The 15769-nt window shown below is 41.0% G+C and carries 15 protein-coding genes; 4 read left to right on the top strand and 11 right to left on the bottom strand.

From position 1 onward, the window contains the following. Nucleotides 1-100: 100 nt before the first annotated feature. Together P8596_RS11305 and P8596_RS11300 are read right to left on the bottom strand one after the other, a co-directional pair. Nucleotides 101-922, bottom strand: coding sequence for an undecaprenyl-diphosphate phosphatase (locus P8596_RS11305; protein WP_224520132.1), 822 nt, complete (start codon nucleotides 920-922; stop codon nucleotides 101-103). Nucleotides 923-1168: 246 nt separating this feature from the next. Continuing rightward, nucleotides 1169-2026 (bottom strand): YitT family protein, encoded by an 858-nt coding sequence (locus P8596_RS11300; RefSeq protein ID WP_371928759.1) that lies wholly within the window; start codon nucleotides 2024-2026, stop codon nucleotides 1169-1171. A gap of 437 nt (nucleotides 2027-2463) precedes the next feature. Here P8596_RS11300 and P8596_RS11295 point away from each other — a divergent pair, with 437 nt between their 5' ends. Both P8596_RS11295 and P8596_RS11290 read left to right on the top strand, forming a co-directional pair. Continuing rightward, complete coding sequence (locus tag P8596_RS11295) at nucleotides 2464-3711, top strand: ATP-binding protein (protein WP_224520133.1); 1248 nt, start codon at nucleotides 2464-2466, stop codon at nucleotides 3709-3711. 131 nt (nucleotides 3712-3842) lie between these two features. Continuing rightward, nucleotides 3843-4190: a hypothetical protein gene (locus P8596_RS11290; RefSeq protein ID WP_224520134.1), complete on the top strand. Its 348-nt coding sequence runs from the start codon at nucleotides 3843-3845 to the stop codon at nucleotides 4188-4190. Between the two features lie 103 nt (nucleotides 4191-4293). Here the strand turns inward: P8596_RS11290 and P8596_RS11285 are convergent, their stop codons facing one another. From P8596_RS11285 to P8596_RS11260, 6 genes are all read right to left on the bottom strand, one after another. Further along, complete coding sequence (locus tag P8596_RS11285; protein WP_279726877.1) at nucleotides 4294-6147, bottom strand: LTA synthase family protein; 1854 nt, start codon at nucleotides 6145-6147, stop codon at nucleotides 4294-4296. Next, a complete protein-coding gene (locus tag P8596_RS11280; protein ID WP_279726876.1) occupies nucleotides 6144-7754 on the bottom strand; it encodes an aminotransferase class V-fold PLP-dependent enzyme in 1611 nt (536 codons plus the stop codon). Before P8596_RS11280 ends, P8596_RS11285 begins: the two co-directional genes overlap by 4 nt. Nucleotides 7755-7765: 11 nt before the next feature. Then, entirely contained in the window at nucleotides 7766-8341 is a 576-nt protein-coding gene (locus P8596_RS11275) for a glycerol-3-phosphate acyltransferase (protein WP_224520137.1), read from the bottom strand. Nucleotides 8342-8403: 62 nt separating this feature from the next. Then, nucleotides 8404-9162, bottom strand: a complete 759-nt coding sequence (locus P8596_RS11270) for a YwaF family protein (RefSeq protein WP_279726875.1) — start codon at nucleotides 9160-9162, stop codon at nucleotides 8404-8406. Nucleotides 9163-9383: 221 nt separating this feature from the next. Then, nucleotides 9384-10178 carry an alpha/beta fold hydrolase gene (locus P8596_RS11265; RefSeq protein ID WP_224520139.1) on the bottom strand — a complete coding sequence of 265 codons (795 nt, stop codon included), beginning with the start codon at nucleotides 10176-10178 and terminating at the stop codon, nucleotides 9384-9386. Nucleotides 10179-10435: 257 nt separating this feature from the next. Further along, a complete protein-coding gene (locus P8596_RS11260) occupies nucleotides 10436-11437 on the bottom strand; it encodes a DUF3231 family protein (RefSeq protein ID WP_254651423.1) in 1002 nt (333 codons plus the stop codon). Between the two features lie 198 nt (nucleotides 11438-11635). Here P8596_RS11260 and P8596_RS11255 point away from each other — a divergent pair, with 198 nt between their 5' ends. After that, on the top strand, nucleotides 11636-12529 hold the full coding sequence (locus P8596_RS11255) for a glycerophosphodiester phosphodiesterase (RefSeq protein ID WP_279726874.1): 894 nt from the start codon (nucleotides 11636-11638) through the stop codon (nucleotides 12527-12529). Between the two features lie 46 nt (nucleotides 12530-12575). Here the strand turns inward: P8596_RS11255 and P8596_RS11250 are convergent, their stop codons facing one another. Continuing rightward, nucleotides 12576-12872: a TIGR04104 family putative zinc finger protein gene (locus tag P8596_RS11250; RefSeq protein ID WP_279726872.1), complete on the bottom strand. Its 297-nt coding sequence runs from the start codon at nucleotides 12870-12872 to the stop codon at nucleotides 12576-12578. Between the two features lie 172 nt (nucleotides 12873-13044). Between P8596_RS11250 and P8596_RS11245 the strand changes: the two genes are divergently transcribed. Further along, entirely contained in the window at nucleotides 13045-13821 is a 777-nt protein-coding gene (locus tag P8596_RS11245; RefSeq protein WP_279726871.1) for an MBL fold metallo-hydrolase, read from the top strand. A gap of 39 nt (nucleotides 13822-13860) precedes the next feature. Here P8596_RS11245 and P8596_RS11240 read toward each other — a convergent pair whose 3' ends face one another. Both P8596_RS11240 and P8596_RS11235 read right to left on the bottom strand, forming a co-directional pair. After that, nucleotides 13861-14466 carry a YitT family protein gene (locus P8596_RS11240; RefSeq protein ID WP_279726869.1) on the bottom strand — a complete coding sequence of 202 codons (606 nt, stop codon included), beginning with the start codon at nucleotides 14464-14466 and terminating at the stop codon, nucleotides 13861-13863. A gap of 122 nt (nucleotides 14467-14588) precedes the next feature. Continuing rightward, nucleotides 14589-15659: a bifunctional transcriptional activator/DNA repair enzyme AdaA gene (locus P8596_RS11235; protein ID WP_224520145.1), complete on the bottom strand. Its 1071-nt coding sequence runs from the start codon at nucleotides 15657-15659 to the stop codon at nucleotides 14589-14591. Nucleotides 15660-15769 lie beyond the last annotated feature (110 nt).

Genomic DNA, 15769 nt, shown 5'->3' with positions numbered 1-15769 from the left:
TGAATCATGTCCTCTTCTTTGCTTTCGTATAGTATATTCTCATTCTGATAAAAGTGTTATTGAAATTATATGGGAGTATTTTCTACCTGTCAAGGTTTCATTATACAAAAATCAGTAAAATAATGGCCACAAGAACCAGACGGTAAATGGCAAATGGGATTAACTTGACTTTATTGATCACTTTTAAGAAAAAGCGGATTGATAAATAAGCAAACAGGAACGCGCTGATGAATCCAACAAGTAAGAAAGGCATGAATTCAGCATTAACATACATCCAGTTTTTCATCAGGGAAAGAGCGCTTGCACCCAGCATGATCGGTACAGCCATAATAAAAGTAAAATCAGAAGCTGCACGGTAGCTTAATCCAAGCAATACACCGCCTGATATGGTAGAACCAGACCTTGAAAAACCCGGCCATAACGACAGACATTGTATCAGGCCGATCAATAACGCCTTCTTGTGGGTGATCTCATCAACGGTCTCCACCGCCTGTACCTTTGGCCGGAACACATCGGCAGCGATCATAAGGAAAGCGCCTATGGCTAACCCTGCAAGGACCGTATTTAGCGAAAAAAGATGTTCATCGATGTAGTCTTCAAATAGTAAGCCGAGGATGACTGCCGGGAGCAACCCGACCAATATATGTGATAGTTTTAGTTTTGATGAACTTTTTTCTTTACGGGGATTCAGCCCCAGTAAATCCTTGAATCTGTCCCGAAACACAATGACTACCGCAAGAATGGATCCAAGTTGAATCACTACTTTAAACGTATTGGCAGGATACTTCCCCAACACTTCTTTGGATTTAATCCAGAGATCGTCCACTACGATCATATGGCCTGTAGAGGATACTGGAGCAAACTCCGTCAAACCTTCTACCATACCGAGAATAAAGGCTTTAATCAGTATTACAAGTTCCATGCATATGTTCTCCTCTACTGAAGATGATATTTTTTACTGACTTGATGGAAGGTTACTCATTGAATGTTCTGAATCTATTTAAAACGAGTACTTTCTTCCTCGCAATCTAGATAATAGTACTACAAGGACATGTAGACGACAATAAGATATTTACATAACTAGGTACAGAAAAAATATAAAAAAGCACAGAACCGGGAGTATTTCCTGTTCTGTGCAACTTACATGGAGCTTTCATATCACTTTAGGTCAATGAATGTCTTTTTTCTTAAACCTCCCACCCCTTACCTCTGCGATATCCGCTATCGCCAGAAACGCGGCGGGATCATGCTCAGCCACGATGTCCTTCAACTTTGCCTCCTCAAGTCGAGTGATGACACAGAAAATGACCTTTTTGTCATCTCCTGAAAAGGCACCTTCCCCTTTTAAATAAGTTACACCTCTGCCTAACCGATGAAGGAGTGCGTCTCCAATCTCTTCGTAATTCTCACTGATGATCCAGACGGATTTAGATTCATCCAGTCCTTTTATCGTGATATCTATAAGCTTAAATGCAACATAATAAGCGAGTAGAGAATACATGGCCCTATCCCAGCTGAAGACAAAGCCTGCACTCGCTAAAATGAATAGATTCACAAACATGATGATTTCCCCAACAGAAAAGGGAAGCCTTTTACTTGATAGAATGGCGAGGATTTCAGTTCCGTCCAGGGAACCCCCGTATCGGATGACCATCCCGACCCCTATGCCGAGAACGATGCCCCCAAATAAGGATGCCAACAGAATATCTTGTGTAAATGCTGCAACCGGATGTAGGAAGGTTGTAGAAATCGAAAGAATGATAATGCCATAAAGCGTAGAAAATGCGAAGGTTTTACCGATTTGTTTGTAACCGATGAAGAAAAAGGGGATGTTCAGAATAAAGATAAAAAGTCCCAGCTTAATGCCCGTTATGTGGGAAAGCATAATGGAAACGCCGACAATCCCTCCATCGATGACCTGGTTGGGAACAAGAAAAATCTCAAGACCGACAGCCATGATCACAGCTCCTATAGTAATCAGGAACGCTCTCTTCACCACTTCTTTTAAAGGGATTTTCTTATGCATGACCTTCACCTGCTGCCGTTGATGCAAGACCTGTCCTTCCATCATCTTCACTCCTCCTCATGGGGATACTCTAACAGAACGGCCGAACTACCCTATGCACTTGGCAACACCCACCTATGTATCATACCCATTCATCCACTGCCCGAAAAATAAGCCTCTATAACCTATATATTCGATTCTCCCTACTAAAATACCTGCTTATAGAGAGGGACGGACCTCGGAATAAGTCACATTTAGGACCTCAAACTTGCTTATAACATGCTTCAACCCTACATTTTATCATCATGATTGCTTAAAAATTCAAGCGATTTAAAGGTCCGTCCCTGAAATTTGACTAATATGGAGAAATAAAGTATTTTTAATATTTGTATGTTCGTGTGTTATCAGACAGGGAGCCTTTGGTGTTCCTTTAGTCAATTAGTTTTGGGGGCTTTTCTTTGATTACATTAATCAAAACTTTATTGGTCAATATTACGATATTATTTTCTTTTACTTATAATGCAAATGTTCTATTTCCATTTAAAGAAAAACAGGATTCTATCTTCAAACATAAAATCACGTATGGTTTAGTTGGATCATTTGGAGCACTTTTGTGCATGTTGTATCCCATCGAAACGCTTGGGGCCACCCATTTTGATTTACGAATGATTGCAATCCTGATTTCAACCATCTATGCAGGATTATTATCAGGTTCCATCGTGCTCGGGTGTGTCATCATCGTCCGTTATTTAATCGGAGGTCCGTACGTCGGAGTGGGTATCGCCGTTTCAGTATTGGCTCTCTTGATGGGAATGATCTTTCGTAAGATGTTATTGAAGACACAGTACAAATTTTTAGGAAGCACACTTATTTTTCTGATCCACTCCATTTTCTACATTACGATTATTAACGTCTATATTCCAATTCTTCATTTGCCTTTTTATATCATTTATTTTTCTGTTTTTTATTTCACCTTTCTATCATTAGTGTTCATTATCGAGCACTTGATTCGAACGAATAAACAGATTGAAGAAATGGTATATCTTGATAAACTGAATATGGTTGGACAGATGGCGGCTTCGATCGCTCATGAAATCCGTAATCCCCTTGCAACAGTAAGAGGTTTCATACAACATCTAAGCGAGGATTCACAGGATAAAAGGTTAAAAAGGTACTCCCCCCTCATCCTTAATGAATTGGATCGAACGAACAAAATTATCACGGACTACCTGAGCGTAGCAAAACCAAGCGGATTTCAACTGTCAAAGCTTAACATTGAAGATGTCATCGGGGATTGTGTGGATCTGTTAAGACCTTTTGCAGCTTACTCCAACACTTCCATCGTATATCACAGAAATGGCTCCCATCATATTAAAGGTGATGAGGACCATTTGAAGCAAGCTATCATGAACGTTATTAAAAATGGTATCGAATCCATTGAGAATCAAGGTGAAATTTCAATCACACTAAAAGAAGACCCCTTCTCCCGCTCTATTTATATCAGAATCTCGGATAACGGAAAGGGGATGACCCCGGATGAGTTAAAGAAAATCGGCTTACCCTTTTATACAACGAAAACCAAAGGAACAGGATTGGGTAGTATGGTGACAAATAAACTTATCCGTGAAATGGGCGGAATGATTGAATATGAAAGTGAAGTGAAAAAGGGGACTGTGGTAAGAATCAAACTGCCCCTTCTTCCTTAAATATGAAACTTTGAAAAGAGCTTGGGCCCCAAGCTCTTTTCTTATGGTGTTTTTCACCCTTCTCCCGCAAACTGTGATAAACTGATTTTATCAGTATTTTCCAACACTTATTTGAAAGAAGGAATCGAACAATGAACAAAAGATGGACGTTTCTTTTTGTCATGGCTGTAATCATTGCACTTAGTATGGTTACGATTCTCAACAGACCATCGGAAAAAGATTTTGAAAGATGGCTCCAGGATGAGTATATGATCGATTGCAACGAAGATTGTTCAATCATCGAAATGAAAAGTGTTAATGGAGATATAACAGAGAGGATTAAATTCGATGATATAAGAGGCACCTATTCCCCCGGACTGTTCACTTTACGTATAAGCAGACAGTATAAGAGCCTCGACGATCCCTTGCATATCATACATATCGATGTGATTGGTTTCAATGGTAGATTTTATCCCCTTCATACTGACGATGGAAGATAAAGAATCACATATTTTGTTTACATAATAAAATTATTGTCATTATATACTGATTTTCATATCAAAAAACCCCCGGCACCACTTTAGCCGGGGGTTTACATTGCTTCTATTCCAGAAATCTCAATAAGTCCCCATACAAAATGTCATCTGATAACCTCAACTCTTTTCTGACCGTTTGCTTAAATGGATCGCACAAGGTGTCACTGACAGACTCTTCACTCTTTTTATTGTAGCAGACATTATCCTGGAAAATGTACTTTTCTGTAATGAAATCCCCATCCCGGAAAATAACGGGATGACTTTCATTTCGTGTGAATATGCTATGACCAAATGAGAGAGCATTCTTTGTGTCTATGCCCATCAAATGAAGGACTGTTGCCCGGATATCGATCTCCCCTCCAATGGTGTCGATCGTCCTTGGGTCTTCTCCCGGAACATGGATGATCAGGGGAACCTGCTGGAGCTTGGCATGGTTGACGGGGGTATCCTTCTGCCCCAATAGCTCAAATACACCCGGTTCGTATTTCTCGGAAATCCCATAATGATCCCCATAAAGGACCACGACCGTATTCTTATACATCCCATTAGCCTTAAGTTTTTCAAATAATGTTTTGATCGCTTCATCCTCATAGCGGACCGTTGTGACATAGCGGTTTACAACATCTTCACTCGTAGAAGCTGTATCGATGAATTGATCATCTTCTTCCAATAAAAAAGGGAAATGGTTCGTCAGTGTAATGAGACGCGTATAAAAGGGCTGTGGAATCTTCTCGAGATGGGAAATGGTCTGCTCAAAAAAAGGAATGTCTTTTATCCCATAATTGATCGAATTGTCTTCCGTTACCGAATAATCCCGCTTTGAAAAATATCGATCGTACCCCAGGGAATCATACATCATTTCCCGGTTCCAAAATGTCCGATCATTCCCATGAAAAACGGCTGCATAGTAATCTTTCTTCCTTTTCAGCATATGTGGAAGGCTAGCGTAGGTATTATCCGGTTTTCTCACAAAAGCTGATCCGCTTGATAATGGGTACAGCCCGGTATCGATCATGAACTCGGCATCCGACGTTTTCCCTTGTGCCGTCTGATCGTATATATTACTGAAGTAAAAACTGTCCTTTATCAGGGAATTCAAAAATGGGGTAATTTCTTCTCCATTCACTTTTGTATTGATAACGAAGTTCTGGGTGGATTCCATGCTGACTAAGATCAGGTTTTTCCCCTCAGCCACCCCGAATAAGTCAGAAGGGTCTTGCTTTGTTGATTGAGTATACTCCATGGATGCCTTGGTGTCGGATTTGCTCGCAAGCAGATGGGAGAATGGGTTCGTTGCGGCAATTCCGATGTCAAACATATGATAATTATAAGGGCCAACGGATTTAACCATTTGTTCCCTATCATAGGACTCGGCAAATAAATAGGGGGATTTCAGTAATCCCATTCCGATGGAGAGCACCAATAGGGAGAGACTCATTACGATATAGGTCAACTTCCATCTACGGGACAATGTGTCAGAAGCTGCCCTGCCTTTCTTCATCATCCATCCTGCAATGATGATATCGACCAATAAGAGGGAATCCCACGGACTCATCAATTCAAACGTGCTTGGTCCGATGCCCCCAACATTCTTAAATTGAAAAAGAATGGGGACCGTTACGAAATCAGAATAAAATCGAAAGTAAAGAAGATCGCCATAAAGGAGACCGGTCGCAATCCCCATAAAAAGGACAACAAGGATTGTCTTGATCCTTTTAAAGAAAAAAAAGCTGAATCCAATCAATATCATTATGGAACCAACCGGATTCAATAATATGAGCAATACGTCCAGAAATGTCTCTACGTGAAGATTGAACCCTATCAGGGAGACCAGAACGGTTTTGATCCATAAGGAAAGCAGGGCAAACCCAACCAGTTTATTTGTCTTAAAACGCGAAAAGAAAACTTTCATCTTACTCATTTCACTACCTTTGTTCCGATCATACTGTTATATTCTCTGATGAGCATTGTCATGGCATTCAAAACCTCTCGTTCATTGTGTTCACCCATGAGTGCCACCTGCACCCAATTCCTTTTGATCAAATATTCACTTTCATAGCTTAATAAGATACCCCTCCTTTTGCAGGCATCGCCGAATTGTCTACTACACTGTTCCCTATTTAGTGCAATGGTAATCACACCGGGGGTATAATCTTCACCCCCGAGGATTTGAAAGCCTCCATCGATCAACAATCGCCTTACAGCTTGAGAAGTGTTAAACACGCCAGGATAGTCAATCAACTGGAGGGCTTCTTTTAAAGCGACCAGTAGATTTGAAGAATGCGTATAAGGAACACTTCCATTAAAAACATACATGCCCACATCCAGATATCTGGGAATTGAATCATTTGGTTCGATTCTTTCACGGTGAAAAATCAGGGCGAGTCCTGGATAAGACCCAAGTCCTTTTCCGCTGACCGAGGTGGCGAGAAACACGTTATTAAAATCTACTGGAATCGTTCCGACTGAACTGCATGCATCGATACAAAGTTCTACATTGTATTTTTGACAGAGTGAAAGAATTTCTTCTATATTATATAAATAACCTGTTGATGTCTCGCAATGAACCGTCCAAAGCCATTTTATGTCGGGGTCACATTGAAGGACGGTTTCGATTTCTTCCATCGTTATGTGTTCATTCCACTCCTTTTCGAGTGTGTGATAGGATAAATCGAATCGTTTACCATGATCCATCAATCTGCTGCCAAATTCTCCATTTGAAAGAATCAAACCTTTTCCCGGAATCCTTTTCAACTGAGCTGCCACCATATCATTCGCTAACGTTCCCGTTCCCACTGCCACCTGTACATGATTCGCCTCCGTCATATCACGTAAACCCTTTCTTACTACTTCCATTTCATGAAGAAAGGAGCTGCATCTATGAGAAGTTGCGTCCCTCTTGAATGCAGCCTCCACTTTTGAATGCCGCGGTACTGGACCTGGCAGGAAAGACCGGGTTCTTAGTGCACCGGTTTTACGGATCATCAAGCGCTGAAATGCTTTTGTTGAATTCTCGAAGCTGTCACGTGTCAGATACATAGGTTGAAACCTTGCTTCCTCTTCTCCCACAAGTTCAGCAAACGGAAGAAAGCCGATCCGCTTATAAAGTTTAAGCTGACGCACCGTGCCGGAAATCAGTGCCATAGTGAATCCCTGCTCCAAACAATAGGACACAAGGCGGTCACATAATTGATAAAAGACCCTTGTACTTCTATACTCTTCCTTAACTGAAAGGAGCCTGACTTCACAAGGGACTGCCTGATCAGATAGATACTCATCCAAATTGCCCAGCTTTTGATCCAACGAAAAGGGCCGTTTCGACCTTACGGCAATCATCCCGACTACTTCCTCATCAGCTTTTGCAATCACATATGTATTCTCATCGTGAAATTTATCCACCAGCATACAAGTATCATTTTCTTCGTGCTGAGGGATTTCTTCCACGAACGTTTGATAATTTAATGCGTATATTTGTTGAAATTCATCCGCTTCGCATGCAATTTTATATTGTAGAGTATCATTATTCATTCTCGTACCTCCTATGTTTCGACTGAATGATGAAATGATCGGTTATGGAACAATAGGACAATTATAAATAAAGCCCCGAGGCCAATAGATTTTGTGAATGAACCTTCAATCACAAAGGCAGTCAGCGGGATGGTACCCATTGAAAGAAAACCAGAGAATGTGTATCTCCTAATGATGAGGTATGATCCGCCCATCATCATAGCGAAAACACCAATACTTAACGGACAGAGAAATAATGCTGAAGCCAAATAGGCTACAACCCCCTTTCCTCCGTGAAATCCGAGTTGAAGGGGAAACAGGTGTCCAATCATGATCGATAACGAGCTTATGATTAAATAGCCCTCCCCATCCGTCAGTATCGACGTGAAGGAAAGTGCCACTAAGACTTTACCTGCGTCTATAAGGAGAGTCAGTAAAAACCCTTTCTTCCCTGCCACTCTGCCTGCATTCGTTGCACCTACGTTGCCGCTTCCGATCTTACGAATATCCTTACCAGTAAACCATTTCACTACATAATAAGCGCCTGTGATGCTTCCCAAACCGTAAGAAACCAAAACGATCACACTTAAGATAATTAGTTGACTCATCAAACCTGCTCCCTGCTTTATATGTTAATAGACGAATGAAGACAAAGGAAAGTTTCATCTATTTACCTTTCACTCTTCCGATTCTTTTTAAAAAGATAAAAAGGAGCATAAAGAAGTAAAAATAATAAAAGACTCACCCCTTCGAGTGAAAGGAGATACCAGGGATACTCCCCTAAATAATCGATCGGGCTTGCGTTATACGGTTTATGCATGAGAAACATGTAATTAGCTCCAACCACTTTGTTTACTGCATACGCTATGACTGCGATTCCATTCAATGCTGCAAACGCCCTCATCAGGGACCCGAATGTCAATCTGTACCCTTCTATCCAAACCATATACAAACATGAGAGAACAATAGACAAATGGGCGAGAAAGAATTGAAAATACCGAAAATGGGGAAATCCAAAAAATAATTCAGGGGTGATAATGGCAATAAATGCCCCTGACATACTGGAAAAAAAACTAATTTCAAATATTCTATAATTGTTGCTGATAAGCATGATGGTACAAAGATATAAAGATAAAGAGCATAATTGAAAAGGTAAATTTATCGTTACATCCCACTGATCATTCAAACCATACCAAAACTGGAAAGACACTTCGCTTAATACGAGCAAAATAACCAGCCACCATTTCAACCAACTCTTCGCCATGCCCTCTAGACGATTTCTAAAGATAAATAAGCCCGCCATGCATCCTACAGTAAAAATGATCGCTGCCAAATGAGAACCTGAAAACAACTCAAACGGATACTCCTCATACCTGAAATTCAAAACCTCACGAATCAAAACCTCAAATCCCCCCCAACCTACACCCATCTATACTATATTCTCCCAACACGCCTCCATTTCCTTTAAAGGGAGGGACCTTGATTTTACCCCTTACTTTCCTGATTTAACGCCTTTTATACGCCATTCTTAAGGGACGGACCTTTCAACTCTATTACACAGCATTCGGTATGTATATTCCATCAACTCATTCTATTCCAAAGAAATGCACAAAAAATCTCCCATTTCGATTATGAAATGGGAGATGCAAATTATTGAACCTTCTGCAGAAGGACCTGTTTAGTATGAATAAAATCAAGCGCCAACCGATTAAATTCAGTCGGCCTTTCAACATTGCAGACATGTCCGCAACCGTCAAGGAATACCTTCATGGCTGAAGGGTCTCCTTTTGTATCTTCATCAAGTGAACGGACAAACAAATGATCTTCTTTTCCTGTAATGTACAGTTTGGGGATATGTGAGGCTCTTTCCTGTACAGATGCATAGGTCGATTTCACATATGGGGTAAGCTGGTACCACCCAAGAAAATCTTTCCGTTTCATTTTCTTTGCTTCTCGAATAAATAACTTTCTTGAAATTCTATGATTTCTTTTGGGCATCATGACGTATGCGAATAATTTATATAACCACATGAATGGAATCATGCCTTTAATCGCATGTCCCGCCTGCAGCAATGTGTTAGATAATAAATTAAAACGAGTGATGCAGCCTCCAAGAACAGCCGTTTGCACCCTATCTGGAACTTGTTGCATCAATTCATGAATAACCACTGAACCAAGAGATATCCCGATAAAATGAGCTTGTCCAACCCCAATTTCATCCAGTACTTTTACGATCTCACGAACAATTAAATTGATTGTGAACGGCTCATTATAAGTATCAACTCCTGGTGAATTCCCATGACCAGGCAAGTGAACCGTCACGACGTTATAATGTTTTTTAAAGGTTCCCATTTGTTTGCAGAAGATACTTGAGGTCCCTCCGATTCCATGAAGGAAAACCACATACTCTTTGCCGACTCCCTGATGTACGTTGTATTCTAGCATCCATTTCTCCTTATAAACAGCACAACCTACCAAAAACCTGGAATGAATCAGGTAATCGATCAAGCACCGTCTTCCTCTTCTTAAATCCTCTTTAATAGGAAAACCGTATTTCCCAATCGAATCACATGATACTCTCAACGCTTTTGAAGCCTTACCTTAATGTATCTTATATTCTATCCTATCCAAACGTCCTTTGTCATACAGAAAAAAAAGAATTTCTGAACATTTTGTGATGAGTGAAGGGTTACCGGTGACCCTTATTTACTCAAGTCTTTTCGGTCTTCCTGTTGTGGAGGCTGCTCCATCCATCCGCGTTCAACTAAAAGCTTGAGACCCGCCGCCCCATATTTCATGATTTCAGTCACAAATAGCATGTAGTGAACGGCTAAGTCCTTTCTCGTCGACATTGTGATGGCATGACATAATGTAGAAAGGCCGACTGAATTAGAAGATGAAATGAAAAACAACATCAGTTTTTCCGAAAACGGCGCTATAGTCGAATCTGTCACTTCCATAGAGACCGGATAAGTGGGAAATGCATCATCTTTTACCAGTACGTTATTGAATGCTGTAATTTGCTTCTCACTCAGTTTCTTCCCCTTTTTAAGATATTCTTTTACTTCCTTGTCTCTGGACGTTTGGATGAACCCCTTCAATAATATGATGCCAATACAATTCCGCTCAATCACAAAGAATAGTTCGCTTAGTTCCAATGCATTAAGAGGCCTTGTTTCCCCAAGCCAGGTTTCCAATAAAGACGGCTGATGGTCAATATATTCAATGGACTTGGGATAATTTATCTTTGGGGGACGATCATAGATCCCCTTTTCCAACATCAGTTGAAGTGATCGTTTATACAGGGAGAGAGCTTTCGTCAAGCACTTTTCGAAAAAGTCATACACATCGGAACGGGCAACAGAGCTTACGATGGTCGTAAAGTGGCTGCTTGTAACCTGTCCTCCCCGATAAACAAAGCTGAGTACAAATATATCCGTGTATAGAGGCGGCGCAGACGTATCCACATCCTTCTCGGTGAAACCTGAGGGAATGGGGAATCCCTCTGAAACACATAGCTTCTCGATTTCCCTCATTGTTTCAACATTGGTTTTCAAGCTGTCTTCAATGAGGGAAATAATACTCTCATCTCTCAGGTACGTAAGAAAGTGAGTATAAAAACAATTCAGTGCCGAGGATTTAATGTACGTCGTCCATAAAGCGGAGATTTCTGATGTAGTCAATCTGATATCCTGTTGCTCCATCTGACGGCTCCTTTTCTTTTTGTTATAGTGTTTTCCTTATGTTGTAAATTATTCTGGCATCTTTGGACATACGTCTTTCGCCTCAGCTGTCATATTCCATTTATACAATCTTCACATACCCTTTTCATTCTTCTCCATTTCCATTCACATTCATTTTATATCCTTTAGATGAGCTTATATCAGAAGGGAGAAGATAAAATGAATACACTGGTTAGAAATATTTGTTTATCAGCAGCAATGATAGGAATCGGGGCCGGTACGGTTCAGACTGTCTCTGCACAATCAGGCCACCCACCGATGAATGACAACAAATTTCTGAACATAGCACACAGAGGGGGATCAGGTTACGCCCCTGAACACACGCTGCCATCCTATCAATTGGGTGACGAAATGGGCGGGGACTACATAGAACTTGATCTCCAAATGACGAAAGATGGCAAGTTGATTGCCATGCATGACGAAACACTTGATCGAACAACGAATGGGACCGGACTTGTTAAGGATTATACATTGGACCAAATCAAAGAATTGGATGCGGGTTCATGGTTCAATAGGATGTATCCGAATAAGGCTAAGTCAGAATATAACGGCCTTAAAGTACAGACTCTTGAAGAAATCATACAACATTTCGGAAAAGACAAGCATTATTATATTGAAACAAAGTCACCTGAAGTATATCCCGGCATGGAGGAAAAATTACTTAAGATATTGGAAGACTATAATCTGACTAGACAGAACGGCCCATCCAGCAGAGTGATCATCCAATCTTTTAGTGAAGCAAGCCTTCAAAAAGTTCATGGCATGAATGCAAACATCCCTCTTGTCCAGTTAATTGATTACAAAAAGGATGCAACCATCACGGACGAGGAGCTTGACCATTATGAAGAATACGCCGTTGGTCTTGGAATGAGTTATAAAAAAATCGATGAACAATATGTAGAAAAAGTACGGGAACATGATCTTCTTATCCATCCTTACACTGTCCTTGAAAAAGAAGATATGAAAAGGTTGATTGAGTGGGGAGTGACGGGAATGTTTACGAACTATCCTGATCGGTTAGAGGAAGTGTTAAAAGAAATGAAGAAGAAATAGCCAATGATTATAGAAGAGAGCTGCCATGATAGGCAGCTCTCTCTATTTATCTTTGCTTATATTCATATTTAACAAATAACGGAAGAAAAAGCGAAATAACAAACGCCATGAGAACGATAAGGCCGAATGTCAACGGCTTTGAAAGCCCTTGGGCAGGTGCGATTAATAAACCGAATACTACAGCCGGTACGATAATAAGGAGGGAAACAATGAACTTTGAAACAAAATTGATTGTATGCCTCTTTCCACAATGGCTGCACTCAATCGGTTTATAGGAACCCCAAATTGAAAACACTATCTCTTTCCACTTAAATTGATTACTACATACATAACATTTCTGCAAAACGTTGCCCCCTATATCAAACCACTACTTTTTCTCTAGTTTACCATTTTCAGCATGCGAGTAATAGCTGATATTTGAGGTCCGTCCCTGGAAAAGATGTAGATACAAGCAGGGATTTTCACATTTTATTCGAATATTGTACTATAACACTAATTGGTAAGGAGTAACTGCGTTGATACAATCTTTCAAATTAAATGTTCAAACCTTTGGTCAAAAAATGCCCGTTTATATTTTTCAGGTCGATGACGTTCTTGTAGATACGGGGCCTTATAGTATGAAAAACGAAGTTCGTACCATTTTCAAAGAGCTTCCAATCAAGCGGGTCATCCACACCCATCACCATGAAGATCATACCGGCAATAGTGCTTGGATTGAACGATTTTATTCCCTTCCACAATGGATTCATCCCCTGGGAATCGATAAGTGCAATCATAGTACCAAGTTGCCTTTCTACCGGGCCATGTTTTGGCATAACCGCCCTTCGTTTCATCCGAAGGCTCTTCAAGAGACTACATTTGAGACCGAGCACCACTCGTTTCAAATCGTCCATACTCCCGGGCATGCTGAAGATCATATTGTCCTGATCGATGAGGAAAAAGGGGTTTGCTTCTCCGGAGATTTATATTTATTTCATTCTCCCACATCTAATTTCTCGTTCGAATCGGTACCAGAACTGATTCGTTCCATAAACAATGTCCTGACGTATTCCTTTGAAGAGGTGTATTGTTCTCATCAAGGCTACCTGAAGCACGGTAGAAAGCTGCTGGTGAAGAAACGGGATTACCTTATCCGCCTCCAGGAATCTGTCACGAAAGCTCATCAGGAGGGGAAATCAGCCAAAGAAATACGGAAAAACCTCCTGCCGAAAAACAAACTGTTTCAATACATCTCTTTCTTTGAAAATTCTCCTACACATACCGTCAATTCGATCATCAAAGAAATATCCTAAATGAAAGGTCCGTCCCTCACAGAGGGACGGACCTTTCATTTACACATTTTCGATATGTGGAAGGCTCCGCCTGATATCAATCTTGTTGATGATATCCAAGATTCTTGTCGCGATGAATTGACACGCTATGGCGAATAGAATGATTTTCAGATCCACTACGATCCCTGTTAAGAGTAATACACTGCCATTAATGGCGAATAACGTCTTCCCGGGTGAGTATCCTTTCAGCTTGGAAATGATTAAGGCTAAAATGTCCATGCCCCCGGAGGATGCACCCATCCTGAATAGGACTCCGACGCCGATTCCAAAAAGGATGCTTCCAATGAGAAGATCCACAAATACAAATGAAACAGTACCCGTCATCAATGGATCTGCCGCATCCACCACCACTGATGTGACTGTTACACAATACATGGTCCAGAAGGCATTTTCCTTCCCGAGCCACTTCACAGCTGCCCCCAGTAAAAACGCGTTCATTACCCACAAGGTAACCGCAAACGGGACATGCAGTAAATAGTTTAATAGTACACTCACACTTGCTGCACCACCGGAAGGGATGAAGTGGGGAAACAAAAACACGGCCATAGCCAAACCTTGTATGGTTGATGCCAACCCTAAAATGACTGCTTTTCTCAACACACCCATATGTACATTGCTCCCAATTCTGTAAGAACTCTATTTCATAGTCTAGTAGCTCTTAAGAGAATCTGCAACACCTAATTACTCATGGAAGCATTGAATTTTGTACATATGAGAGAATAATTGCTTCATATCAATAACTGCCCCTTCTTATCTGCCACCTTCCTTTCATGCTCAATCAACCATTTTTTCCGGTTAAGACCTCCCGCATATCCCGCAAGATCACCATTTGCCCTAATCACTCTGTGACAAGGTATAATGATGGCAAGTTGATTACATCCATTTGCCCTTGCCACTGCACGAACGGCGGCAGGGTGATCTATATTTTGGGCGACCTCGGTATAAGATCTTGTTTCTCCGATTGGAATTCTTTTCAGCTCCCTCCATACATTTCTTTGGAATGAAGATCCACTCATATGCACAGGAGTGGTAAACGCTGACAAGTTCCCGTTAAAGTAAGCATCCAGTTCCTTTTCAATGGAACGAAGTGGTTCTGATGAGCCCGGGATGATGGCTGACTTTGTTTTATGCCTCAACCTTTCCACTTCCCGTTCCAGTCCCCGTCTGTCAACAAACTCTAATAAATGAAGTTCCTTTTCATCAGAAATCCCGATCATCGGCCCAAGTTTGGTATCGATCCACGCTGTTTTCAACACAGTATTGCGTTCGGAGCAAGCCGGGGCTGAACCCATTATTTTTGAAAAAGCGTCTCTAAATCCGCTTGCTGATTCATAACCGGTTACATGTTGAGCGTCAATGACCTTGACACCAGATCTGATTTCTTTCATGGCCAGCCCCATCCTGCGGGCTCTCGCATATTCAACAAATGTCATACCAAATCTTTTCTTAAATTGGCGCCGGGCAGTGGATGCATCAACCGATAATTGTTGAAAATCTTTATCCTTCCAACGCTTTTCCGGATTTTCCTCAACAGCCTCCACTAACATTTTCACCACTTCCGATACACTATTCGGGTGAGATAATGGCTTACATCTTTTACAAGGACGATAAGATGAAAGCAATGCTTGTTCTGCTGTCTCAAAGAATTCACAGTTCTCAAATTTCGGTTTTCTGGCTGGACAAGAAGGTCGGCAAAACACTCCGGTTGTTTTCACCCCGACGAAAAATACACCTTCATAATCTGGTCTCTTGTCTACCAGTGCCTTATAATACTCTGTTTGCAATTTAAACGAAATCACCCTTAAGTTCCCCCCTACATCCATTTCATAATCCTATTATACATTCATCCAAATCCGATGCAGCCGAAAATCAGGCATCGATTTTTTTAGAGGGACGGACCTATGAGTTT

Source organism: Rossellomorea sp. DA94 (assembly GCF_029834455.1).
Lineage (GTDB): Bacteria > Bacillota > Bacilli > Bacillales > Bacillaceae_B > Rossellomorea > Rossellomorea vietnamensis.
Note: the sequence above shows the minus strand (reverse complement) of the source record. Positions and strands in the feature narration are given on the sequence as shown.